The organism is Psychroserpens sp. (genome assembly GCF_047633235.1).
Taxonomy (GTDB): Bacteria; Bacteroidota; Bacteroidia; order Flavobacteriales; family Flavobacteriaceae; genus Psychroserpens.
The window spans coordinates 55,898-79,437 of record NZ_JBLIET010000011.1 but is presented as its reverse complement, the minus strand read 5'-3'; the positions used below and the strand labels follow the sequence as shown (position 1 = coordinate 79,437).

Here is a 23,540-nt window from a genome sequence, read left to right as displayed (position 1 = left end):
AGTTTTTAAATAAAAAATATCTTTTTGAACATATATAAAGCTTCCTTTCTGTTGGAGATATAACAGCCAAAAGTCTTTTTCAGAAATCACCTTCTCTATGTTAGCAGAAGGGATTTTAGTTTCATTTCCACTTCTTTCAAAATAAAGATTGGAATTATCAAATGACATGTTCATGGTCTCAAAAAGCGTATCATGATTTTTAGATCTTGACCAATAGTAAAGATATAAGAAGCATTAAAAGATAAAGCCACCAAGATTTTTTAAACCTTTTTTTAACAATAATATTTGTGTATTCTTCTTTTGTTAAATTGTAAGGTTTCGTTTTTATCATAAATAGAAATTGTGTTCTGCTGCTGTAAAACAACGCTTAGTGTGACTATTTCTTAAACTGATCAGCAACATGCTCCGCCTTTCTGCTTTCAGAATAATCATAGAACCCTTCGCCAGATTTAGATCCTAATTTACCAGCTCTTACCATATTTACTAAAAGCGGACAAGGAGCGTATTTTGGGTTTTTGAATCCGTCGTACATCACATTTAAAATCGAAAGACACACATCAAGACCAATAAAATCTGCTAATTGCAAAGGTCCCATAGGGTGTGCCATTCCTAATTTCATAACGGTGTCAATTTCTTCAACTCCAGCAACGCCATTGTATAGCGTTTCAATAGCCTCATTGATCATTGGCATTAAAATACGATTCGCTACAAATCCAGGATAATCATTAACCTCTGTTGGGATTTTGCCTAATGTTTTAGATAACTCCATAATAGTATTTGTCACTTCGTCACTTGTGCTATAACCACGAATAATCTCAACCAATTTCATAATGGGTACAGGATTCATAAAGTGCATACCAATGACCTTATCTGGTCTTGAGGTCACAGCACCAATTTGCGTAATTGAGATAGAAGAGGTGTTTGATGCCAATATGGTATCTTCACTACAAGCGTCGTCTAATTGTTTAAATATTTTAAGCTTTAAATCAATGTTTTCTGTAGCAGCTTCAACAACTAAACTCGCATATTCAACACCAGCAGTAATATCTGTATATGTTGTAATATTGTCAAGTGTTGCTTTTTTATCATCTTCGGAAATTTTCTCCTTAGACACCATTCTATCCAAATTTTTAGCAATAGTATCCATGCCTCGTTTAAGAGAAGCTTCACTAATGTCTATTAATTGTACTTTAAATCCAGATTGAGCGAAGGTGTGGGCAATTCCGTTTCCCATTGTTCCTGCTCCTATAACAGCTATGTTTTTCATAAAAAATTTTAATTTTTTGTTCCCATGATGATGGGAGTCTTTTATTCCAATTAATCCTGTCCATAGGAAAGTGGAATTTTAATTTGTTTTATTTCTATTTCGAATTGTTAGTAGCATTGCTAATATCAATAGGACACCAGATAAAGTTTGCATCCAAAAGCCATTATCGAATTCATCGGTTGTTGCAGCATTGAGTGCTATTAATAGGATACTAGCAGTAATTAAAACAGCTGGTACATTATTTTTTTTCATTAATTAAGTTTCACATCCGATTTTCATTCCCGTCTCTATAGGAATCTATTGTTTAATTTTTCATTCCCTTAAAAAAAGTGAATTTCACTAGTAATTATTAGTTTTCAGGATTTTTGTTTTTATCCTTCCGTATTGAAAAGACATAAATTAAACCTAAAACTAATATTGATAGTGCTGTAATTAGTTGCATCATAATGTAAGTGTTTAAAATTGATTAATAATCATAGTCGCCACACGCAAAGCTTCTGTACCATCATGAAGTGTTACAATTGGTGTCGTGTTATTATTTATGGCATCGGCAAACGTTTCTAGTTCATCTAGAATAGCATTGTTATTAGCGACTTCTGGGTTGTCAAAATAGATTTGCTTTTTAATGCCTTCTGCATTTTGAAGAATCATATCAAAATCACCAGGACTTGTAGGTGCATCTTTCATTTTAACCACTTCGCATTTTTTTTCTAAAAAATCTACAGAGATGTAAGCATCCTTTTGAAAGAAACGTGTTTTTCTCATATTCTTTAATGAAATGCGACTAGCAGTAAGATTCGCGACACAACCATTTTCAAATTCTATACGAGCATTTGCAATATCTGGTGTATCACTAATAACCGACACACCACTTGCAGAGACATTTTTAACTTTAGATGTAACGACACTAAGGATAATATCAATATCGTGAATCATTAAGTCCAAAACGACAGGCACGTCTGTGCCACGAGGGTTAAATTCTGCTAAACGATGAGTTTCAATAAACATGGGATTTTTGATTTGTTCTCTCACCGCTATAAACGCTGGATTAAAACGCTCTACATGTCCTACTTGTCCGCGAATATCATGTTCAGCTAATAATTCTCTAATGTGCTCAGCTTCTTCAACGGTATTTGTAATTGGCTTTTCTATAAAAATATGTTTACCAAAGGAAATGGCCTTTTTAGCACACTCATAATGTGATAACGTTGGTGTTACGATATCAACCATATCAACGGCTTCAATGAGTGCATCCATGGTTTTGAAATAGTTGTAACCAAATTCTTCTTCCACCTTTTTTCCGTTAATTTCATCTGCATCATAAAACCCAACAAGGTCATATTTATCAGATTGATTTAGCAGTCTTAAATGAATTTTCCCTAGATGACCAGCACCAAGTACACCAGCTTTTAGCATTGTTTTATGATTTTTATCAAAAATAAGATTTTCATAGTGTAATTATGTGAAATTAATGATAAAAATATACCTAATATACTTAGTTGATAATTCGATTACATTTAACTTTCAGTATAAAAATGTTTCAGTTATTTTTACATGGTGTTTGTGACCAGACACTATAAAGCAAACCTAACTACTTTGAAAGACACATTAAAACATCAAGGCCTAAGACAAAAATTGGTTGATATTCTAAAAACGAAAGGAATAACGGACGAGAGAGTATTGCTTGCTATTGGTAAAATTCCGAGGCATTTATTTATGGATTCTAGCTTTTTAGACCATGCATATCAAGATAAAGCTTTTCCTATTGCTGCCGACCAAACCATATCACAACCCTATACAGTGGCATTTCAAACAGAATTAATGCAAATTAAACAAGGAGATACCGTTCTAGAGATCGGTACAGGAAGCGGGTATCAAACCGCCGTATTATGTTTGTTAGGAGCAAAGGTATTCAGTATAGAACGTCAAAACGAACTCTATAAAAAAACAAGTAAGTTTTTGCCTAAATTGGGTTATCGTGCTAAGAGACTTGTTTTTGGGGATGGATATATAGGGTTAGAGACCGAAGCACCTTTTGATAGTATCATTGTTACCGCTGGAGCACCTTTTGTGCCTAAGCCTTTATTAAGTCAGTTGAAAGTTGGTGGTCGCTTGGTTATTCCTGTTGGTGGTGATGTGCAAATGATGACCCTCTTTATTAGAAAAGGACCAAAGGATTTTGAACAACATGAGTTTGGTGAGTTTAGGTTTGTACCATTGTTAGAGGATAAGAATTAGGGTTCTAGAAGAGCTGCAAAGACGCAATCTGTTTTGTGAATACTCTTATTCAAAATAAACTCATTGCTATTTTTAAATAAAATATAGCAATGAGTTGAACATATGAGTAAACCTATATATCTCTGATACTTTGAGAGAAAAATAAAAATATAATGAAAAAAATCACACTACTATTTACACTGTTCACACAACTACTAGTTGCACAAAACTATACAGAATACGCAACAGGAAGTGCGACAGATATCACAACAAATCATCAATTTGGAGTTTGTATGATGGGTGGAGCTAGTGAAAATGATGATGCTATGATTTGGTTTTTAGAAAAAGCTAATGGAGGCGACGTTGTTGTTTTAAGAGCTTCTGGAAGTGATGGATATAATAATTATATGTATTCAGGATTAGGCGTAAGTATCAACTCTGTGACGACTTTTGTTTTTAATAATGAAGCAGGAGCATTAGATCCTTATGTGCTTCAAAAAGTAGAAAATGCCGAAGCTATTTGGTTTGCTGGAGGTGATCAATATGATTATGTGAGCTACTTTAAAGACAATGCCATGGAAGATGCGCTTAATGCATTCATCAACACAAAACAAGGTGTGATTGGAGGAACGAGCGCTGGAATGGCCATTTTAGGAGGAGGTTATTTTTCTGCAGAAAATGGAACAGTTACAAACGCACAAGCCTTATCAAACCCTTATCATAATCGGATGACTTTGGGCTATAATGATTTTTTAGATATTCCTTTTTTAGAACATGTGATTACAGATACACATTATGATGATCCAGATAGACGTGCAAGACACGCCGCTTTTTTAGCGCGTTATTCAACCGATAATAATATGCGTGCTTTTGGGATTGCTTGTAACGAATACACAGCAGTTTGTATCAACGACGCAGGACGTGCTTATGTTTTTGGAGAATATCCAGATTATCCAGAATTTGCGTTCTTCTTACAAGCTAATTGTGTTGGCGATTTTATGCCAGAAACTTGTATTGACGGTCAGCCATTAGTATGGGACCAAGGGGGCGAAGCGATTAAAGTAGCTAAAATTCCGGGACTCTACAGTGCTGAAAATTATATCGACTTAACAGATTGGTCAAATTCTCAAGGTGTTATTTGGGAAAATTGGACGGTTATTAATGGTTCGTTTTCTGCATCATCAACGGGGAATCCAGAATGTGATTTGCTCAGTGTTACCGAAAATGAAATGTTAGACCTTGCTGTAGGTCCAAACCCGTTTAAAGACGTCATTAGGATTGACTTTCAGTTAGCCAGTTTTGAAGTTAGAGTTTATAATCTCTTCGGAAAGCAGGTGGCTCACTATACTAATCAATCTCAAATAGAAACGTCTAAGCTTGCCTCAGGACTGTATTTTGTTAAGGTATCTTCGGAAAGGTTACAGGAAACTTTTAAGTTGATAAAAAAATAATATACCATTCAAAAATCTATTTTGAAATATCTAAAATGGATTGTCCTTCCGAAGAAAATTTGATTCGTATGAAATTGGATGGGATTACTAATATTAAAAATCTCGAATTTGATATCGCGAATGGAAGATTGTATGTATTTCATATTGGCAATATTGATACCATCTAAAATTCACTTACCGAGTTAAAGTTAGGCTCCAAAAAAACCTCAACAGAGGACACAAATCAAACCTATTTTGAGGAGGATACCAATCAAAGAGAATTACTTTGGACAGTTCTCATTATAAACTTCGTGTTCTTTATCATAGAAATGACAAAAACCCCATTAAAAAATCCATGAGATTGTTTGCAGATAGTCTTGATATGCTAGCAGATTATTTTGTGTATGCGATAAGTCTTTTAGCAGTTGGAGGAACAGTAATCAAGAAAAAGAAAATTGCTAAGCTTGCAGATGTTTTTCAAATTATATTGGCTGTTTTTGGTTTTATGGAAGTCTTAAGGCGCTTTTTTGGTGCTGAAGAATTACCAAACTTTTCTACAACGATTGTGATTTCAGTTTTAGCGTTCATAGCAAATGGTGTTTGTCTCTACATTTTACAGAAATCTAAAAGTAATAATGAAGCGCACATGAAAGCAAGTATGGTTTTTACTTCTAATGACGTTATTATTAAATGCGGAGTTATTTTAGTTGGAATTCTAGTACAAGTATTAGACTCCAACAAACCAGATTTAATCATAGGAACTGTTGTTTTTGCTTTAGTTGTTCAAGGTGCTTTGAGAATGTTAAAATTGAGTAAATAATCTTAAAAAAACTTCAACCCAAACAAAATGGCGTCGCTTTGAAACCCACTTTGATACGAACGCACATAATCTAATCTTAAGAATCTAAATTTTCCCCAGCCAATATTATCTAAACCAATCGTGTATTCTTGATAAGGAGTGTTATCTGGAGTTGCTAATGTATGAGCGCCAAGGACCAAATTAAAGTTGAGCTTTTTTAATAAGGGCACTTTTCCGAGGAGAAAACCATTAAAATCATGTTCTGCATGTATCTCTAAATAAGAATCATTAGTACTCGCTGAATAGTAAGGCAAATTATTAAAAACGTCGAGGTATGAACCTTGACCAATTTGTGTTTGATTACCATTAAAATGCTGGTAATCCACAAAAGCAATATCATCTCCATTAAAGAATTTACCGGCTTTAATATTGTAGTCAAAACGACCTTTATCTGCAATATTCAAACCTTGAGAGATACGAATTTTTACTTGATCAAAATTATAATCATCAACTGTTGACGAAAAACCTTTTTCATACCCAACTCTTAGTGTTGGATGTTTTCCGCTTGAAACATTATATTTTCCGTCAGGATAGCTCAAGTAATCTTGTGCAAAATTAATACGAGCATCTACTGCAAATTTCATGATGTTATGTGTTGCAAAAGGAGCAATCCCAAAAGCAGATTCATCTAGTGGATTATTGCTGGTATATGCTCTATCGTCTTTTGGATACCAAGCTTGATCTGTGGTATTGAATAAGGCTTGTCGACGCTGATAACTCAAGCTAGTATTGAGTCTAAAACCATTAAAAAACTCATTGGAGTAGGAGGCTTGGACGTAACTGTTTTCATGAATTTTCATGAAATTCTGTTCAGAAAATAAAGAAAAGGAAGTGTTAATCAGTTTAGAAATGGGCTCACTAGAATTAAATTGCTGAGTTGTCACACCACCTGCAAGTGTTAAATAGGGTTTGCTTTTGTTGTTAAATTTATATTGCGCATAAAGTGTTCCTCTTAAACGGTCATCACTAAAGCCGTAATTTAGATTTCCACCAATAGATAAATAACGTTCGTTATCGTTAAAGCTTTTTGTGTAATAGGTGCCTAAATTAGCATTCCAACCCTGTACTGTATTAAAACTGATGGCTTCAATAGGAGAATTAATTCCTGCACTCCAGTTTTTAAATGTATTGGTATAATTATAGCCTCCAATAATATCTCCTAGCTTAAATTTATTTTTAACCGTATCTACCGAATCTTTATAGACTTTAGAATCTTTTACAATTTGAATGCTATCTTTTTTGATATAATCTGTGATTTCTTCCGTGGTCAAAGGAACGGGTCTAATAGTGTTCCAAAATGTAGAATCTTTTTTGTTAGCTTCATCTGCAAAGGATACGATTTCTCTAGAAAAATCTTTCCTAGTTAAGCCAGGATTAAATTCATAATTACTAAAAACAGCAGTGAAACGACCATCTCCTTTGATTCCGAAGAGCCCATATTTAAAATCTATATTTTGAGATATTTTAGCCCATATATTATCGTTTTCTGAGAACGTATAGTTTTGAGTAATTGTGATTTTTTCTACTGCAGGAAGTCTGGATTGCGTTCCTGAGATATCTAATTCTGCAGCATAAATGGTCCATTGATCTTCAACTATATAAATAAATCCTTCAAAAACCGGATCGTTTTTTCTTTTAGGTGTTGCTTTGATTTTGTTGATGAGGTTGCCTCTATCATCATAAAAAACACCTTCTAGTTTATAACGATAATACCCAAAAGCATTATTGGCAATAGGAGAGATGATTTGGTTGCCCAGTTCAATCGTATTCTCATACAAATCAAATTCTACATCAATAGCATTATTAAAACTAAAGCCTTTGCTGTCGCCACTAACTTTAGAAGCCAATATTTTTTCTTTAAGTTTATTGGGACGTAAATATTCTAATTTAGAAACCGTTTCTGAAAGATAGATGACACCACTTCTTGTAGAATCTAGACCATCAATTTCGATTTCCTGTCCTAATATTTTTTCTGGTGCTTCCTTAATTCTAATTAATCCACGAGAATAGAAATCAGCTTTATAACTATTAATCTTCTCAAGATTCTCTTTTCGTTTGGCAATAGCTGCACGAATTATTTTATTAGCTGGATTTTCTTCGGAATTTATGACAACCTCATCAAGAGACACTTCTTCTTCTAAAAGAACAGCATCTAACCTAAATGGAAAGGCTTGAATGTCTACATTTTTCTTAACGGTCTTATAACCTAAATACTGAAATACAACGGTATGATTTTTAATGTCGGTGACATTGAGTTCATAATAGCCATCTTCGTTACTGGTTGTTCCAGTGTAGGTGTTTTCGAGATAAATATTTACGAAGGGTAACGGTTGATTTTTGTCATCTGTAACGGTTCCTTTAATTTGAGCAAATGAAGCGAATGCGCACAAAAGTGTAAGTGTAGAGAGTAGTTTGTTTTTCATGTGGTGGTGTGTTTATTCTTGTTTATAGGTCACATGCTGTTCGCTGGGATTCGTTTTTTAAAACGATAACGATTTTTAGCATACTCTTTTTATTTATGTTGATTGATGGTTTTAATATGTTTGGTCGCACTTTTTTTGCAAAAAGGTTGCCTAGCGTTGTCAAACTTAGACATTTAATTAAATGTCAATTGTTAAACAATCATAAATAAAACGAATAGTTTTGTTAAATGTTTCTCTACAACAATTTTAATATCAACTCATAAACTAATCGTAGATTTTCTTTATACGATCTAAATCTCGCTTGTTGTCACGGTCTTTTATACTGTCGCGTTTATCGAAGAGTTTTTTACCTTTCCCTAAAGCAATATCAAGCTTTGCCAATCCTTTCTCATTGACAAATAGTCGAAGCGGAATGATAGAATTACCCTTGATATTGACCTCTTTTTCTAGTTTTTTAAGTTCCCTTTTATTGAGTAGCAGTTTGCGTTCTGCTTTAGGTTTGTGATTGTAGTAATTACCAAACACATACTCTTGTATGGTCATATTGATGACAAATAACTCACTACGATCGTTAAACTCACAAAAACCTTCGGCTATAGAAGCTTTACTGTCTCTAATTGATTTAATTTCAGTTCCAGTTAATACAATGCCAGCAGTGTAAGTATCGAGAATCTCATACTCAAACTTTGCTTTTTTATTCTTTATGTTTACTGGTTTTTGCATAGGTTACAAAGTTATAGAATTTTGATAGAATAATAGCTATGGTTTGAATCAATCGTCAATTTAAAGAATATTAAATAGCGATTCTCGTAATTTTGTAAAATCACAAGTGTCGACAATTTAAATTATTAAATTATTCTTGAATACATGAAAGTAAAAACCATAACTTCCGACATAGATTTCGTGTTATAAGGACTTATAAATTATAAATAAAAATGAAATATGCCATACTCGCATTAGGTGCTTTTTTTCTTCTAAATTGTAAAGATGTGAAGCAAGATGTTTCCGCAGAAACTCAGAAAGTGCAATCCATTATTGATAAAACGATTGAGGTTTCAGGAGGGAAGAAGTTTGATGAATCAGTCATAGAATTTACTTTTAGAGCGACTAAATATACTTCTATTCGTGATTTTGATGGCCGAGTTCTAAGTCGGCATATGATAAATAAAAACAATGACTCTGTGAAGGATGTTTTAAGTAGCGTTGATTTTCAACGTTTTATAAACGACTTTCCAATATCGGTTCCTGATTCTATGGCTGTGAAATATTCAGCTTCTGTGAATTCTGTACATTATTTTGCAGTGTTGCCATACGGACTAAATGACCTTGCAGTTAAAAAGACGTTATTGGAAGATGTTTTATTAAAAAACAATAGCTATTATGCCGTTAAAGTGACGTTTAATCAATATGGTGGAGGAGAAGATTTTGAGGATGTTTTTATGTATTGGATAAATAAAGAAACGAATAAGGTTGATTATTTAGCCTACTCTTACAAGGAAAGCGATGGTAAAGGAATTCGTTTTAGGGAAGCTTATAATGAACGATATGTAAACGGACTACGATTTGTAGATTATAATAATTATAAGCCAGTAGACAGCTCTATTTCACTGATAAGTTTACCTCAATTATTTGAAAAAGGAAAACTAAAAATGATCTCTAAAATAGAATTAGAGAATATCGCAGTGCAGCTTAATTAATCGTAAGCACTTTATCTGTGATTTTTTCTCCAGAAATAGTAACAAGAAATAATTTGCTATTATCATTATCATCAATATCCTTGTGTTTTTTATTTCCTAAAATTATATTTACAAATGCTGGTGTTGTGTTGCTGTGACCAACAACTAGTACTCTTTTTCCTTTAGTGGCTTTAATAAATTCTTCTGAATATAAAGCTCTAGGATCATAATCTGAAACTTCTAGTTTTTTATTTTTTGCTATGGGTTGAGCGGTTTGCTGAGTGCGGTTGTAATGGGTAGAATAAATAGCATCAATGTTGATTTTGTTAAAATATTTGGCCCATTTCTTAGCTCGTTTTTTTCCTAATTTATTAAGATCTGGGTTTCTATTGGTTTTATCGCTTCTGTCTTTTTCTGCGTGACGAATAAAGTAATATGTTGTTGTTTCATTAGTGCTCGTGTCTTCTTGTGACCAACTAGGTAAGCAAAACGTAATGATTAGTAGTACTGTGAAAAGAGACTTCATAATTTGATAATTTAATGTTACCAAATATAAAAACTCTTTGTTAGAATAGCATTAAAGACTGGCTAAATTTAGTGGTCTGCATGTGATAATTCTCCATTAGAAATAGCAACTCCTTTTGAGGTTCCTATGCGATCCACACCAATATCAATATATTTTCTAGCAGTTTCATAGTCCATAATGCCTCCAGAGGCTTTAATTTTACAATTTTTTCTAACTGTCTTTCTCATGATTTTCACAGCGGTAAGTGTGGACCCGCTTTTGGTAAACCCAGTAGAAGTCTTAATGAAATCTACTTTTGCGTCTAAACAAATTTCTGAGGCTTTTACAATTCCATTTTTTGATAACTCACTTATCTCGAGAATAACTTTTAGTGGAGTTTTGCCTATGGCGGATTTTACGTCTTGAATATCTTTAAAAACTTCAACATAATTTTTACTTTTAAAAAGGCCCAAGTTCATGACCATATCTATCTCGTGAGCACCCTCACTTATAGCTTGTTTAGCTTCAAAAACTTTAGAGGAAGTTGCTGTTGCCCCGAGCGGAAAACCAACCACAGTGCATATTTTTACATGCGAGCCTTTGAGTAATTGTTTTGCAAGAGGTATGTAGCAACTATTAATACAAACGGAATAAAATTGATGTTTCTTAGCTTGATTACAAAGATCAATAATGTCTCGTTCGGTAGCTGTGGCGCTTAAAAGCGTGTGGTCAATATGCGAATTAATATTCATGTTCAAGTAGGTGTAATTAGTATTGATTCTTGATTTGAAGAAGAATCAACGGTATTGTAATGTTTGTAAGTTTGGGAACTAATAGCAAAACAAAGTTAGTCATTAAATCTAATATTCATAACCATAATGACTAAAGTTTTATTGTGTGAGTCTTGGATTAAAATATATTTTAAACAAAAAACACTCTCAATGAAAGGGTTAAGTGTCTTTTTTAACTAGTACTATAAAACTGCTTTAACAGTAAAACCAGCTTTTCTAAGTAGTTTTATTACCCCATTGTCTCCAGCAAGATGCGCAGCACCAACACCAAAAAAGGTTGGTTGTTTTTTTGCGTGATCACTAATTTTAGAGATCCAATTTTTATTCCTATTGTTTAGCATCTTATCTATATGCTTTGATGTGCTTAGATTTTTGTCTTCTTCCATCATTGTAATCATACCTTCAATGTCTTTATCATTATAATACTGCATAAGTTTGTCAAATGATGCTTTATCATAAGCCAGTTCGTCTTTAGCAGAGCGTAACAAATCTATTGCTTGATCCTTGTAAGGAATCTCATCAAACACATTTAGTTGCTCCTCAACGGTCTCTAAGCCTAAGACTTCTTCGCCTTGTTCATGAGCTATTTTCATCAACGCCTCTTCATAGGATTGTACAGGACATCCTAATAATTTAGGGTAAAACATGGCAGTTAAGAAAAAGGGTTTCATATTAGCAAGTGCCTCTAGAGGCATTCCCATTTGTTCATTTATAAATTTTGAAATCAATACATATTCTTCATTAGTTACTAAATCTTTTAGGCTTGTATTGTCTTTCATATACATCCCTTTCATCATAGATGCTTGCATAGAAGGATCATCCATATCTATTTCTAAAACAAGAAGTTGAGTCTCTTCTAACGCGCTTTGTACATTTGCATCTAAGGACGCATCACAAGTTATGTGTATGGTTCCATAGAGATATGATGTTTCTGTTAAGTCATTACCTGAGATTTTCCAAAGCAGTGATTTTTCGAGGTCTTGAGCATGTAAACTACAGACAGTACTCAGTGTGATAATAAAAGTAAAAATAGATGTTTTCATGGTTTTTTAATTTTAGTCATTAGTACTATTTTAATTTTAAATGTTACAAAAACTTAATCAAATTCTGTAAAATTATTTTTATGAATACGTCATCTATCCATATTAAAAAGGACTGCGATATAATTTGTATTGGTGCTGGTATTATGAGTGCGACCTTAGCCTTGATGGCAAAACTTTTTGATCCAAAGATTAAGATTTTAATATAAGAGCAATTAGATGATGTTGCATCAGAGAGTCTTGCAGCTTGGAATAACGCTGGAACAGGTCATTCTGCGTTGTGTGAGTTGAATTATTGCACTACGAAATAGAATGGAGATGTATCCATAAAAAATGCTACTGATATTTGTAATCAGTTTGAAATGTCTAAGCAATTTTGGTCCTACTTAGTTGCTCAAGGTTTAATCGAATCTCCAGAAGATTTTATAAAATATGTACCAGATCATAGCTGTGTATTTGGTGACGATAATGTCAAGTACCTTAAGAAACGTTTTGAGGTAATGAAAAACATACGTTATGTTTGGTTCTATAGCATACACAGAGAGTATTTAAAAAAGGAAAGATTGGTTCCCTTTAATTGCTAACGTTAGAACTTCTGAATAAAAATAGTACCTAGCAGAATAAATAGAGGTACTGAGGTAAACTTCGGAAATTTCATAAAGACGCAAAAAGTGATGAATGGGGGATTTTGGTCGCGGGATAAGGTGTTCAGATTATAAATAAAAATGATTTTGAATAACGTGAACTTCAATTTGGCACAGAGGACGTGAGTAGTAAAAATGTAAGTATAACTTGTCTGTTAGGTGTCTCAACATTAGCATCAACAGTAATTCACGTAATGTTAAGCGTCTTGGATAAAGAATTTCCAGAACTATTAAATTCTGAAAAGGGTAAGGCTCTATTTATAGATATTGCTCCAACATCTAATATTGAAATTAATATAAAGTGATTTAAAACACAACTTAAAATTTCTGTAGAGCGATTAAAACTATACTTAATTCTTAAGACTATTTCACGAAATTTTGTTTGTTGTACATCAGACACTTTTACTCTAATTCTTGTAAATATTTTGATTTGCTTCGTTAATTGTATTGATTTTTTTTGCTATAAAATAAACCTGAACAAAACAAAAAATAGACTATGATTTTTGTCATGATTTTCCTTGTGATATAGTTCTAAGTTTGTGTAAGTATTAAACGAAGTATTATGAAAAAATTAATTTTTGGATGACTAATGACCCGTCTTTTTTCTTTAACTAATGTTAACGCACAAGACGCAAACACAACAGATGATGCAACTTATAGTAAATGGCAGGCTCGCTTTAGAGTAATAGCTGTAGTACCTTCTCCTGAGGATGATATTGATGGTGCCAACGTAGATATCTCGACAACTTTTGTTCCTGAAGTAGACTTTACCTATTTTTTTAATAAAAATCTAGCAGCCGAATTAATTTTAGCAACGACCAAGCATGAAGTTCAAATATAAAATGGAGCAGATTTAGGGTATGTTTGGTTATTACCCCCATCACTTAACTTACAATACCATTTCTACGCAGATGAATGTAAACCTTATGCAGGAGCTGTTATAAACTATACAATTTTTTATGGTGAAGACGCCGGAGATATTGATGATATTGACTATGATAACGCTTTTGATTTTTCATTTCAGGCTGGAGTGGATTACAACTTAAATGATAAATGGTTTTTAAACTTTGACATTAAGAAATTATTCTTAAAAACAGATGTAACTCTTAATAATGATTCGGTAAATAAAGCAGAGGTAGAAATTAACCCATTCATAGTAGGTTTTGGGGCAGGTTTTAAGTTATAATTAAATTATACTTTTGAAATTAAAAGGTCATAGCGTTGTGGCCTTTTTTTGTTTCACTATTTTAGTATTGATGGCTACATAGTTTTAATATTCAATTCGCTATTTTCTCTTTCTATAATTTTATGGACCCATTGAATAGCGTCACTTAAGTTTTTGAAAATTCCAAATGGACCGTCATAAAACTGACTTTCATATTTAGCACTAGGATGTGTTTTTTCATTACTAGGAATAATAGCTATAGCAACTAAATTGGGTATTTTATCGGCTTCTTTGTAAACCAAAGGATTTACGGCATAGGAAAAAACTCTATTTGAAATATAGGCCATGTTTTTACCTTTAAAATGCTCATTTAAAATAACTTTAAATTCTAGTGTCTCTTCTTTGTCCACTAATTCTCCTTCTCGAACTTGTTTAATTAAAAAGTCATCGAAAATAAAAACTTCTGCGTGACCAATATCATAATAGTGAAACATTCCCATAGATTGTTAAGTTTGGTTATTATGTATAATATACAAAACTAGTCGATACAAAACAAGCATTTAAAACAGAAAAGCAACGCTCATTTTATTTCTAAAATTCACGTTGCTTTTCAACTAACCAACCACTTAAAAGACTGTAATATTCTAAAAATGTTACAGCATTATTTTAATATTCTTCAGCAACAACACTTGTTTCATTTCTAAATACTAATGTATCATCAAAAGCATCGAGCAGAATAATACTATCTGTTGTTATTGTAGCTGATAATATTTCTTTACTTAATTCATTGAGTACTTCTTTTTGAATGACTCGCTTTACTGGTCTCGCTCCATATTCTGGGTCGTAGCCTTTTTCGGCTAAATAAGAAATAGCCTCTGGTGTTGCGTCAAAAGTGATCCCTTGTTTTGCCAGCATTTTTTGTAGACCTTTTAATTGTAAACCAACAATATCTTTAATATTACTTTTTGTTAAAAGTGTAAACATAATGGTATCATCAATTCTATTTAAAAACTCGGGACGAACACTTTGTTTTAATAAGCCTAGAACATCCACTTTTGCAGCTTCAATTGCTGACAGAACATCTTTTGTTGCTTCAAAACGCTCCTGTATGATTTGACTTCCTAAATTTGAGGTCATAATAATTATGGTATTTCTGAAATCGGCGACACGTCCTTTATTGTCTGTCAATCGACCTTCATCTAATACTTGTAATAAAATATTAAAAGTATCTTGATGCGCTTTTTCAATCTCATCTAGTAACACTACAGAATAGGGTTTACGTCTAACTGCTTCGGTTAATTGTCCGCCTTCATCATAACCAACATACCCTGGAGGGGCTCCGACTAAACGACTTACACTATGGCTTTCTTGATACTCACTCATATCTATTCTAGTCATCGCATTTTCGTCATCAAATAGATATTCTGCCAAAGCTTTGGCAAGTTCTGTTTTACCAACACCTGTCGTCCCTAAGAAAAGAAAGGTTCCTACTGGTTTTGCTGGATTTTGTAAGCCTGCTCGAGAGCGTCTCACAGCATCACTTACAGCGGTAATTGCTTCTTCTTGGCCAACCACACGTTTATGGAGTTCGTCTTCTAGTTTTAGGAGTTTCTCGCGATCACTCTGTAGCATTTTGGTCACAGGTATACCTGTCCATTTCGCGACAACTTCAGCAATATCTTCGTAAGTAACTTCCTCTTTAATAAGAGAATTTTCACTTTTATTTTCTTTTAATTCATTCTGGTATTTCTCAAGGGCTTCTTGAGATTCTTTAATTTTTCCGTAGCGTATTTCTGCAACTTTTCCATAGTCACCTTCACGCTCAGCACGTTCTGCTTCTAGCTTATAGTCTTCGATATCTGCTTTTATTGATTGAATATTGTCAACGACTTCTTTTTCACTTTTCCATTTTGCATTTAACTCATTACGTTCCTCTTTAAGATTTGCCAAATCGGCACGTAAAGATTTTAATTTCGATTCATCCTTCTCGCGTTTAATAGCCTCAATCTCAATTTCTAGTTGCATAACTTTACGATCCAAAACATCGAGTTCTTCTGGTTTGGAGTTGATCTCCATACGCAATTTAGCAGCAGCTTCATCCATTAAATCGATAGCTTTATCTGGTAGGAAGCGGTTGGTGATATAACGCTCAGATAATTCTACAGCACCAATAATTGCTTCGTCTTTAATGCGAACTTTGTGGTGTGTTTCATATTTTTCTTTAATGCCACGGAGAATAGAAATAGCACTTTCAGTATCTGGTTCATTAACCATCACTTTTTGGAAACGACGCTCTAGAGCTTTGTCCTTTTCAAAATATTTTTGATATTCGTCTAAAGTCGTTGCACCAATAGCACGTAATTCGCCACGAGCTAAAGCTGGTTTTAAAATGTTCGCTGCATCCATGGCGCCTTGACCGCCACCTGCGCCAACAAGAGTATGTATTTCATCAATAAAGAGAACGATGTCTCCATCACTGTCTGTGACTTCTTTTATGACCGCTTTTAGGCGTTCTTCAAACTCACCCTTAAATTTTGCGCCTGCAATCAGTGCTCCCAGATCAAGTGCAAAGATTTGCTTATCTACCAAATTCTCTGGAATATCGCCATCTACAATTCTATGAGCTAAACCTTCAGCAATAGCAGTTTTACCAGTTCCAGGTTCTCCCACTAAAATTGGATTGTTTTTGGTTCTACGAGATAAAATTTGAAGAATTCGTCGAATCTCTTCATCGCGACCAATCACAGGATCTAGTTTTCCGTCTTTTGCTAACTGATTTAAATTTTTTGCATATTTATTAAGTGAATTGTAAGTCTCTTCTTGGCTTTGAGAGATAACGCGATCACCTTTTCGCAGTTCTTCAATTGCTGCATTTAGGTGTTTCTCGGTAACACCTTGATCTTTTAACATTTGTGCAATCTTACTCTTAGACTTAAAAATAGCCAATATTAGGTGTTCTATGGAAACATAATCATCATTCATTTTTTTAGCGATGATTGATGCTTCGTTAAGTGTATTACTGGCCTCTCTGGAGATATTTAATTCACCTCTTGAAACTTTTGAAAAACTTTCTATTTGTTTGTCTAAAGCTAATTTTAAAATTTCAATATTGACATTCAGTTTTTTAAGAATGAAGGGTAATACATTTTCGTCAACTTCAAAAATGGCTTTTATAATGTGCTCGTTTTCTATTTGTTGTTGTCCTAAGCTTTGAGTAAGCTGTTGGGCTTGCTGTATAGCCTCTTGCGATTTTATGGTATAATTATTAAAGTTCATTATATATGTGGTTTTTAGTGACTATCATTTCGTCTTAATTTAGGAATCTAAATTAAGACTCTTAGTTATGATTAGGAATGATATTAATCATTTATTTCAGTTTTATAATTTCTTCAGGTCAATAATCTTACCAATAGTGAAATGTAAGATTTAAGAGACAAAAAGTCATTTAAACTATTGAATTGCAGGACATTTTGTCTGTTGGATTGTTTTTTAACATAATATGCTCATTATGTATAGGTTTTGTATGGTTAGAATATTGATGAATTTAAAACGTTAGTAATATTTTTGAAAAAAAGTAATTATGCGTTATTTCTACCTTCTATTTATAGTCTTTACGATCCAAGTTAATGCTCAAGTTGTTGAAGATGACTTTGAAGGTTCTGGAACCATTTCATCATGGTATGGTGATAATTGTAATATCAATGTCAATTTTTCAAATTTGTACCAACAAGGAATTAATATGTCTAGTACTGTCTTAGAATATCATGATATTGGTGGACAATATGCTAATGTGCAGTTTGATGTAAATACGAATTTTGATTTATCAACTAAAAACAGTTTCAGTTTAAAAGTATATGTGCCTTCAAATGGTTTAACAGGAAATCAAATTAATCAAATTTCTCTAAAGCTTCAAGATGAAAATCAAGGAGCACCATGGATGACTCAAAGTGAAATTATAAAGCCCCTACTTTTAAATCAATGGCAAGAGGTTACTTTTGACTTTGAAAACGATAATTATCTAAATCTAGATCCTAACGCGCTTCCACCAATTCAAAGAACCGACTTTAATAGGGTCGTCATTCAAGTTAATGGAGAAAACAATAACGATTATGTTCTAGCTTATTTAGATGATGTACTCCATTTTGATACTGTATCTAATGACCCTGTTTATGATAACTTAGTATGGTCTGATGAATTTGATGGAACTGGGGCTATTGACGGTTCTAAATGGTTTCAGCAGACTCAATTAATTGCTGGCGATAGTTGGGCAAATGGTGAACAACAACATTATACGAATAGATTAGATAATTCGTTTGTGGATAATGGTAGTTTGAAAGTTTTAGCAAAAGGTGAAGCATTTAATGATCAAGGTATTACGAAACAATATACGTCTGCCAGATTAAATTCTAAATTTTCTTTTCAGTACGGTCGTGTTGAAGTGCGCGCTAAATTACCCTCAATTGCTGGTACTTGGCCAGCTATTTGGTTGTTAGGAAAAAATATAAATGAAGATGGTGGTCATTGGGATAATGAAGGTTTTGGAGATACGTCATGGCCTTCGTGTGGGGAAATTGATATTATGGAGCCTAATGTTCCAAAGACTCAAATTTTAGCAACATGGCATTGGGACAATGGTAATGGCTACGAGTACAATAGTAGCAGCATAGCTTCAACAAATACAGATACCTCTCAAAATTGGCATGTTTATGCTTTAGAATGGAATGAAGATAATATGAAGATTTATATGGATGATGTTTTGGTGAACCAAATGGATTCGGTAAATCCATTTAATCAGGAGTTTTATATTTTACTCAATGTTGCGATGGGAGGTAGTTTAGGAGGCGATATACAACCTGGCTTTAATCAAGATGCTATGGAAATAGATTACGTTAGAATATATCAAGAAACAACATTAACTATATCAGATATTGAGGATAATAAAGTGAGTTTCTATCCAAATCCAGTTCAAGATAATGTACATATTCAAACTAGTCAATTTACAAACACAAAAACCAATTTGCAGGTGGCAGATATAAGTGGTCGCATTATTTTTAAAACACAGTATTTAATAGATAATGAAAATCTTATTTACGATGCTTCATCTCTCAATACAGGTGTTTATTTTATAACTTTGTCTTTTGGTAACGGAATTAGCCAAACCTTTAAATTTATAAAGCATTAATTTTGTAATTTAAAAGTTATAAAACGACGGCTTGTAAGATTCGAGATTGGGTACGACTTATAGTAATAGAATTAATAATGAGCTTCCCGTTTTTACGGGAATTATAAACTAGTTATAGATGGGGTTATTTAAAAATGTATTTGGTTCTTCAGAGCCTAAAGAAGAAAAAGTATTGCCTTGGCAAGCGTTAACTGAAGTTGCGCAGTTGGCAGAAATAGAAAAGCAATCACAAACGAAGACGCAAGTGATTTTTAAACATTCAACAACTTGTGGAATTAGTAAGATGGCAATGAAACAATTTGTTAGTGCTTATAATTTGGATGTTAATTTAGACCTCTATTATTTAGACTTGTTGAGTTACAGAGAGGTGTCTAATGAAGTTGGTTACAAATTTCAAGTGCTACATCAATCTCCTCAATTAGTTATCATAAAAAACGGAACTACGGTTGGACATGCTTCTCATGGTGCGATTGGTGAATTGGATTTAGAGACCTTTGTTTAGACTTTTTTAATGACGACCTTGTAACATGGTTAAGAACTGTGATACTAACTAGTTAATGATACGAAATATTTTATTTCAAATTAAGCACACATTTTCAAAGATTTCGTTTAAACGAAAGGACAAAGTTGATGTTAGATTAAATAATTCTTTTGGACAACTGAAAGAGGATTCCTTTGATTTTGAACTAATTGGTAAATATTTTAGAAATAAAGACAATTCTAAAGCACATCAGGTGTTATCTGATAAAACATGTAATGATTTAGATTTTGAAGATTTATACACGTTTTTAGATCGAACACATTCAAAAATTGGTCAGCAATATCTTTATAATAAACTTCGTACTATTGAGCGTAATGAAGAACAGACTAAATTAGATGAGATTATAATTGATGTTTTATCTAGAGATTCTGGCTTTAGAATTTCAGTTCAAAAAAAGATCGAAAAACTAAATTACAAGGATGCGAATCATGTGATTTCGCTTTTTCAAGACCCACACGTAAAACCACCAAAGTGGTTTTTTATAATGAAACTCCTCTCGTTTACCAGTTTCATATCCTTGATTTTGTCATTTATAAATCCATTATTTTTTATTGTTTTACTTGGTGTGTTTTGTGTGAATTGTGTCATTCACTTTTGGAATAAAAACAGCTTATTTCAATATGTAAGTTCTATTCCCCAATTATTAAATCTTAATAAAGTAGCAACTTCGTTATATAGTCTTCCTTTATTTAAAGGTTTAAATACAAAATTACCGACGTCAATTAAATTAATAGATCAAGTAAAAAGTAGGATGTCTCTCTTTCAACTTGAAGCAAAATTACAAGGAGATTTTCAAATCATATTTTGGTTTCTCTTTGAAATATTTAAAACATTATTTCTAATAGAACCTTTGTTTTTATTTGGAGTTTTGAGACGATTGGATACCAAGAGAGATGATATAGAAGACGTTTTTAAATTTGTTGGTCATATTGATATGCTCATTTCTATTGCTTCTTTGAGAGCAGGTATTGATGTGTCTTGTAAACCCACTGTTATAAGTGGTAACGGAATTATAGCTCATAAAATGAGACACCCGTTAATTTATGACTGCACTCCCAATAGCATTACAATGACTGATAAGTCCGTGTTGCTCACAGGTTCTAATATGTCTGGTAAGACCTCTTTTATTCGTGCTGTTGGACTTAATGTCATTACAGGATTAACAATCAACACTTGTTTTGCAGAATTCATGAGTTTTCCATTGCTTAGAGTATTTTCAGCAATTCGAATAAGTGATGATTTATTGAATGATAAAAGTTATTATTTTGAAGAAGTACTAACCATAAAAGAAATGATCATAGAGGGAGAAAAGAACGAGAAAAATATTTTTCTTCTGGACGAGTTATTTAAAGGAACAAATACAGTAGAGCGTATTTCTGCTGGAAAAGCTGTGTTGTCTGCACTCACAAAGAATAATAATATAGTTGTAGTGTCTACTCACGATATTGAACTTACTGATTTTCTTGCGGAGGCATATGAACTCTATCACTTTAGTGAAATAATAAATAAAAATAAAATAGACTTTGACTATAAGCTTAAAGGGGGCAGGCTTCAAAATCGAAATGCCATTAGAATCCTTGATATTAATGATTACCCTAAAGAAATTGTGAACGAAGCTATGGCTATTTCAAGAGTATTAGATAAGGTGTACCAATTAACTAAAGATGAATAATTAATAAAATGATACTTTAACAGTTCAATCAGTTTATAGTTAAATTGAAGACTTTGATTTTACGAAGCTTAGTTAATTTACATTTTGTTATAGCAACGTTAAAGGATTTTTTTTCAAATAGTTAATGAGTTAATTTCGTTATATGATTTATTAGTTAGAAGATTTAGAATGAAAAAAACAACGTACTTTACTTTTTTTACAATAATGCTGCTAGCGTCTTTCAACTCATATGCTCAAGACCGTGAAGCTAAACATACGTATACTTATAAAAAAGATAATCCCAATGGTATTGGTAAATGGTATATGGGACGAGAAATCGCCTATGTTATGGGTTATCAGGGAATCGGATGGTTGGAGCGTACAGAGCGCGAAGAGGAAGAAAAGACTGCAAAATTACTAAGTAATCTGAACATTTATTCTACAGATGTTATTGCAGATATTGGCGCTGGCTCTGGTTATCACGTTTTTAAAATGGCGCAAATGGCTTCTAAAGGATTGATCTATGCTGTTGATATTCAACCAGAAATGTTAGTTGCTATGGATTATAAAATAAATGCTGACAACATTAAAAATGTGGAAACTATAAAAGGTGGTGAGCAAAGTGAAAATCTTCCAGAAAATTCTATCGATAAAGTACTCATGGTAGACGTGTATCATGAGTTTAATTATCCTGCAGAAATGTTGGCATCCATCAAAAAAGCATTAAAACCCAATGGTAGAATATTTTTAATCGAGTATCGTGGCGAAGATGGTAACGTTCCCATTAAACCCATTCATAAAATGACAGAAAAACAAGCTATAAGAGAGTTTGCAGTTGCTGGGTTTGTCTTAGAAAACAATATTGATAACTTACCATGGCAACATTGTATGATTTTTAAAGTAAAGTGATCACTAGAAAATGTGCCAATTCTAGTACCTTTTTTAACCTTTAAAATTATATCTAGTAATAATTTCTTTTAGTCTGATTTTTAAATCTTCACCTGTATCAAAAATCATTTGTTCTGTATTTGGAAACGGTACAACTCGATTAGTAATATAATCTAAATACACACCGTCTATGGCTCTTTTGTCCCCTTGATATGTAGCGAAAAAATGTTCAAATAAAAATGTACTTTCTATAGGAAAGCGGTCTATCAGTTGCTTCGTTTTTGTATCTGTATATTCTGCAGTTGCGACTATAGTCGATGTTTTAAATTGACGAGTCTCTAGATACTCACAGGTGACTTTTGTGAATTTATCTTCTTTTATATCATCACCCAAAGAATCTTTTTTTACGTTGCCATTGCTGTCTAATACATATTTAAAACCGTCTTTCACGAGTTTTTCTTGAATAATTTGTCGCTCTTTTATGTGTTCTGGGGACATTATAATATCTTTAAAAATTAAAGATAAAGTATAGTCATAATTTAAATCGGCTACTTTTTCATTGTGATAAATAGTCCATAAATCATTTAATCCATATGTGCTTATGTTTAGTAAATCTGTTTCTAATCGTTGGGGTATTATTTGCTCTGTATTATTTTTGAGAGTTATAAGTATAATATCCTGACCTTTGTATAACGCATCATTTGTGAGTGCATTTACATCTTTATAATTAGGGTTTATTTTATCTATATATTTAAAATCATTATAAGCTTGTCTTGCATTCAACTTATCATCAGTCTCTAGTAAAATTATAGCTTTACCATATAGGTAATTAGTCGTTTCCTCTTTGTATTTAATAATTTGTGCGGTGTAATCACTAAATTGAAACTTAACCTCTTTACCACTATAATAGAGTGGAAGTATAGGTTTAATCTGTTCCTGACGGTTATTTAATTTTTGGAATAGACCATAAATATCTTCAAAATTCTCTGGGTTTGCATCTTTTTTTAAATATGAAATTCGATCTAAATCTCTCTTAGTTGCTTTATTGAATGCGTTTTTTAATAATAATATAGAGGCTTGTTTGCTTTTTTTAGACTTGTTGTTACTCAATTTTCTCAAGGCATCATTTATGGCAATATCGTAGTTGCCATTATTAACTTGTTTTTCAATGCTCTTGGTCGTATTACAGGCCACTATTACAATTGCCATCGTAATTAAAAGTAGATATTTTTTCATTTAGAATCGGGTTTAGTTCAGTATT

The 23,540-nt window shown here is 32.7% G+C and carries 20 protein-coding genes and 3 pseudogenes; 12 read left to right on the top strand and 11 right to left on the bottom strand.

The genetic code is table 11. The annotated features are described in order from the left end of the window. Window positions 1–376: 376 nt before the first annotated feature. The 3 genes from ACJAZK_RS05580 to ACJAZK_RS05570 form a co-directional block, all read right to left on the bottom strand. Window positions 377–1,267, bottom strand: coding sequence for a 3-hydroxybutyryl-CoA dehydrogenase (locus tag ACJAZK_RS05580; RefSeq protein ID WP_415223016.1), 891 nt, complete (start codon window positions 1,265–1,267; stop codon window positions 377–379). 78 nt (window positions 1,268–1,345) lie between these two features. Next, window positions 1,346–1,519 carry a hypothetical protein gene (locus tag ACJAZK_RS05575; RefSeq protein ID WP_415223015.1) on the bottom strand — a complete coding sequence of 58 codons (174 nt, stop codon included), beginning with the start codon at window positions 1,517–1,519 and terminating at the stop codon, window positions 1,346–1,348. A 204-nt stretch (window positions 1,520–1,723) separates the two neighbouring features. Continuing rightward, a complete protein-coding gene (locus ACJAZK_RS05570; RefSeq protein WP_415223014.1) occupies window positions 1,724–2,683 on the bottom strand; it encodes a Gfo/Idh/MocA family protein in 960 nt (319 codons plus the stop codon). Between the two features lie 180 nt (window positions 2,684–2,863). Between ACJAZK_RS05570 and ACJAZK_RS05565 the strand changes: the two genes are divergently transcribed. The 3 genes and pseudogenes from ACJAZK_RS05565 to ACJAZK_RS05555 all read left to right on the top strand — a co-directional run bounded on the left by ACJAZK_RS05565 (window position 2,864) and on the right by ACJAZK_RS05555 (window position 5,734). Then, entirely contained in the window at window positions 2,864–3,505 is a 642-nt protein-coding gene (locus ACJAZK_RS05565) for a protein-L-isoaspartate(D-aspartate) O-methyltransferase (RefSeq protein WP_415223013.1), read from the top strand. A 152-nt stretch (window positions 3,506–3,657) separates the two neighbouring features. Further along, complete coding sequence (locus ACJAZK_RS05560) at window positions 3,658–4,935, top strand: T9SS type A sorting domain-containing protein (protein WP_415223012.1); 1,278 nt, start codon at window positions 3,658–3,660, stop codon at window positions 4,933–4,935. A gap of 35 nt (window positions 4,936–4,970) precedes the next feature. Beyond that, window positions 4,971–5,734, top strand: a pseudogene (locus ACJAZK_RS05555) (cation transporter). A 2-nt stretch (window positions 5,735–5,736) separates the two neighbouring features. On the opposite strand, the gene ACJAZK_RS05550 reads toward ACJAZK_RS05555, so the two are convergent. Both ACJAZK_RS05550 and smpB read right to left on the bottom strand, forming a co-directional pair. Then, entirely contained in the window at window positions 5,737–8,196 is a 2,460-nt protein-coding gene (locus ACJAZK_RS05550) for a DUF5686 and carboxypeptidase regulatory-like domain-containing protein (protein ID WP_415223011.1), read from the bottom strand. 264 nt (window positions 8,197–8,460) lie between these two features. Further along, a complete protein-coding gene (gene smpB / locus ACJAZK_RS05545; protein WP_415223010.1) occupies window positions 8,461–8,919 on the bottom strand; it encodes an SsrA-binding protein SmpB in 459 nt (152 codons plus the stop codon). Between the two features lie 212 nt (window positions 8,920–9,131). Between smpB and ACJAZK_RS05540 the strand changes: the two genes are divergently transcribed. Beyond that, the gene (locus ACJAZK_RS05540) at window positions 9,132–9,893 is read left to right on the top strand and encodes a DUF6503 family protein (protein ID WP_415223009.1); all 762 of its coding nucleotides are present in this window, start codon (window positions 9,132–9,134) and stop codon (window positions 9,891–9,893) included. On the opposite strand, the gene ACJAZK_RS05535 is transcribed toward ACJAZK_RS05540, so the two are convergent. The 3 genes from ACJAZK_RS05535 to ACJAZK_RS05525 all read right to left on the bottom strand — a co-directional run bounded on the left by ACJAZK_RS05535 (window position 9,886) and on the right by ACJAZK_RS05525 (window position 12,211). Then, window positions 9,886–10,398 carry a SixA phosphatase family protein gene (locus ACJAZK_RS05535; protein ID WP_415223008.1) on the bottom strand — a complete coding sequence of 171 codons (513 nt, stop codon included), beginning with the start codon at window positions 10,396–10,398 and terminating at the stop codon, window positions 9,886–9,888. The two genes, ACJAZK_RS05540 and ACJAZK_RS05535, sit on opposite strands and share 8 nt — an antisense overlap. Before the next feature lie 68 nt (window positions 10,399–10,466). Next, window positions 10,467–11,129 (bottom strand): deoxyribose-phosphate aldolase, encoded by a 663-nt coding sequence (gene deoC / locus ACJAZK_RS05530; RefSeq protein WP_415223007.1) that lies wholly within the window; start codon window positions 11,127–11,129, stop codon window positions 10,467–10,469. A 221-nt stretch (window positions 11,130–11,350) separates the two neighbouring features. Beyond that, complete coding sequence (locus tag ACJAZK_RS05525) at window positions 11,351–12,211, bottom strand: TraB/GumN family protein (RefSeq protein ID WP_415223006.1); 861 nt, start codon at window positions 12,209–12,211, stop codon at window positions 11,351–11,353. 80 nt (window positions 12,212–12,291) lie between these two features. Here ACJAZK_RS05525 and ACJAZK_RS05520 point away from each other — a divergent pair, with 80 nt between their 5' ends. The 4 genes and pseudogenes from ACJAZK_RS05520 (at window position 12,292) to ACJAZK_RS05505 (ending at window position 14,038) form a co-directional block, all read left to right on the top strand. Continuing rightward, on the top strand, window positions 12,292–12,417 hold the full coding sequence (locus tag ACJAZK_RS05520; RefSeq protein WP_415223005.1) for a malate:quinone oxidoreductase: 126 nt from the start codon (window positions 12,292–12,294) through the stop codon (window positions 12,415–12,417). Between the two features lie 60 nt (window positions 12,418–12,477). Continuing rightward, window positions 12,478–12,792 (top strand): annotated as a pseudogene (locus ACJAZK_RS05515) (malate:quinone oxidoreductase); the annotation flags it as partial. A 182-nt stretch (window positions 12,793–12,974) separates the two neighbouring features. After that, the gene (locus tag ACJAZK_RS05510) at window positions 12,975–13,157 is read left to right on the top strand and encodes a malate:quinone oxidoreductase (RefSeq protein WP_415223004.1); all 183 of its coding nucleotides are present in this window, start codon (window positions 12,975–12,977) and stop codon (window positions 13,155–13,157) included. Between the two features lie 284 nt (window positions 13,158–13,441). Further along, a pseudogene (locus tag ACJAZK_RS05505) lies at window positions 13,442–14,038 on the top strand (OmpW/AlkL family protein). A gap of 74 nt (window positions 14,039–14,112) precedes the next feature. Here ACJAZK_RS05505 and ACJAZK_RS05500 read toward each other — a convergent pair. Together ACJAZK_RS05500 and clpB are read right to left on the bottom strand one after the other, a co-directional pair. Then, complete coding sequence (locus ACJAZK_RS05500; RefSeq protein WP_415223003.1) at window positions 14,113–14,511, bottom strand: hypothetical protein; 399 nt, start codon at window positions 14,509–14,511, stop codon at window positions 14,113–14,115. Window positions 14,512–14,683: 172 nt separating this feature from the next. Continuing rightward, window positions 14,684–17,293 carry an ATP-dependent chaperone ClpB gene (gene clpB / locus ACJAZK_RS05495; RefSeq protein WP_415223002.1) on the bottom strand — a complete coding sequence of 870 codons (2,610 nt, stop codon included), beginning with the start codon at window positions 17,291–17,293 and terminating at the stop codon, window positions 14,684–14,686. A 304-nt stretch (window positions 17,294–17,597) separates the two neighbouring features. On the opposite strand from clpB, the gene ACJAZK_RS05490 reads away from it, so the two are divergent. The 4 genes from ACJAZK_RS05490 to ACJAZK_RS05475 all read left to right on the top strand — a co-directional run bounded on the left by ACJAZK_RS05490 (window position 17,598) and on the right by ACJAZK_RS05475 (window position 22,300). After that, window positions 17,598–19,199 (top strand): family 16 glycosylhydrolase, encoded by a 1,602-nt coding sequence (locus ACJAZK_RS05490; protein WP_415223001.1) that lies wholly within the window; start codon window positions 17,598–17,600, stop codon window positions 19,197–19,199. Window positions 19,200–19,317: 118 nt separating this feature from the next. Further along, entirely contained in the window at window positions 19,318–19,701 is a 384-nt protein-coding gene (ytxJ, locus tag ACJAZK_RS05485; protein ID WP_415223000.1) for a bacillithiol system redox-active protein YtxJ, read from the top strand. A gap of 55 nt (window positions 19,702–19,756) precedes the next feature. Continuing rightward, window positions 19,757–21,412: a MutS-related protein gene (locus ACJAZK_RS05480; protein ID WP_415222999.1), complete on the top strand. Its 1,656-nt coding sequence runs from the start codon at window positions 19,757–19,759 to the stop codon at window positions 21,410–21,412. 168 nt (window positions 21,413–21,580) lie between these two features. Further along, on the top strand, window positions 21,581–22,300 hold the full coding sequence (locus ACJAZK_RS05475; protein ID WP_415222998.1) for a class I SAM-dependent methyltransferase: 720 nt from the start codon (window positions 21,581–21,583) through the stop codon (window positions 22,298–22,300). Between the two features lie 33 nt (window positions 22,301–22,333). On the opposite strand, the gene ACJAZK_RS05470 is transcribed toward ACJAZK_RS05475, so the two are convergent. Further along, window positions 22,334–23,515, bottom strand: a complete 1,182-nt coding sequence (locus ACJAZK_RS05470; protein ID WP_415222997.1) for a hypothetical protein — start codon at window positions 23,513–23,515, stop codon at window positions 22,334–22,336. Between the last annotated feature and the right edge of the window lie 25 nt (window positions 23,516–23,540).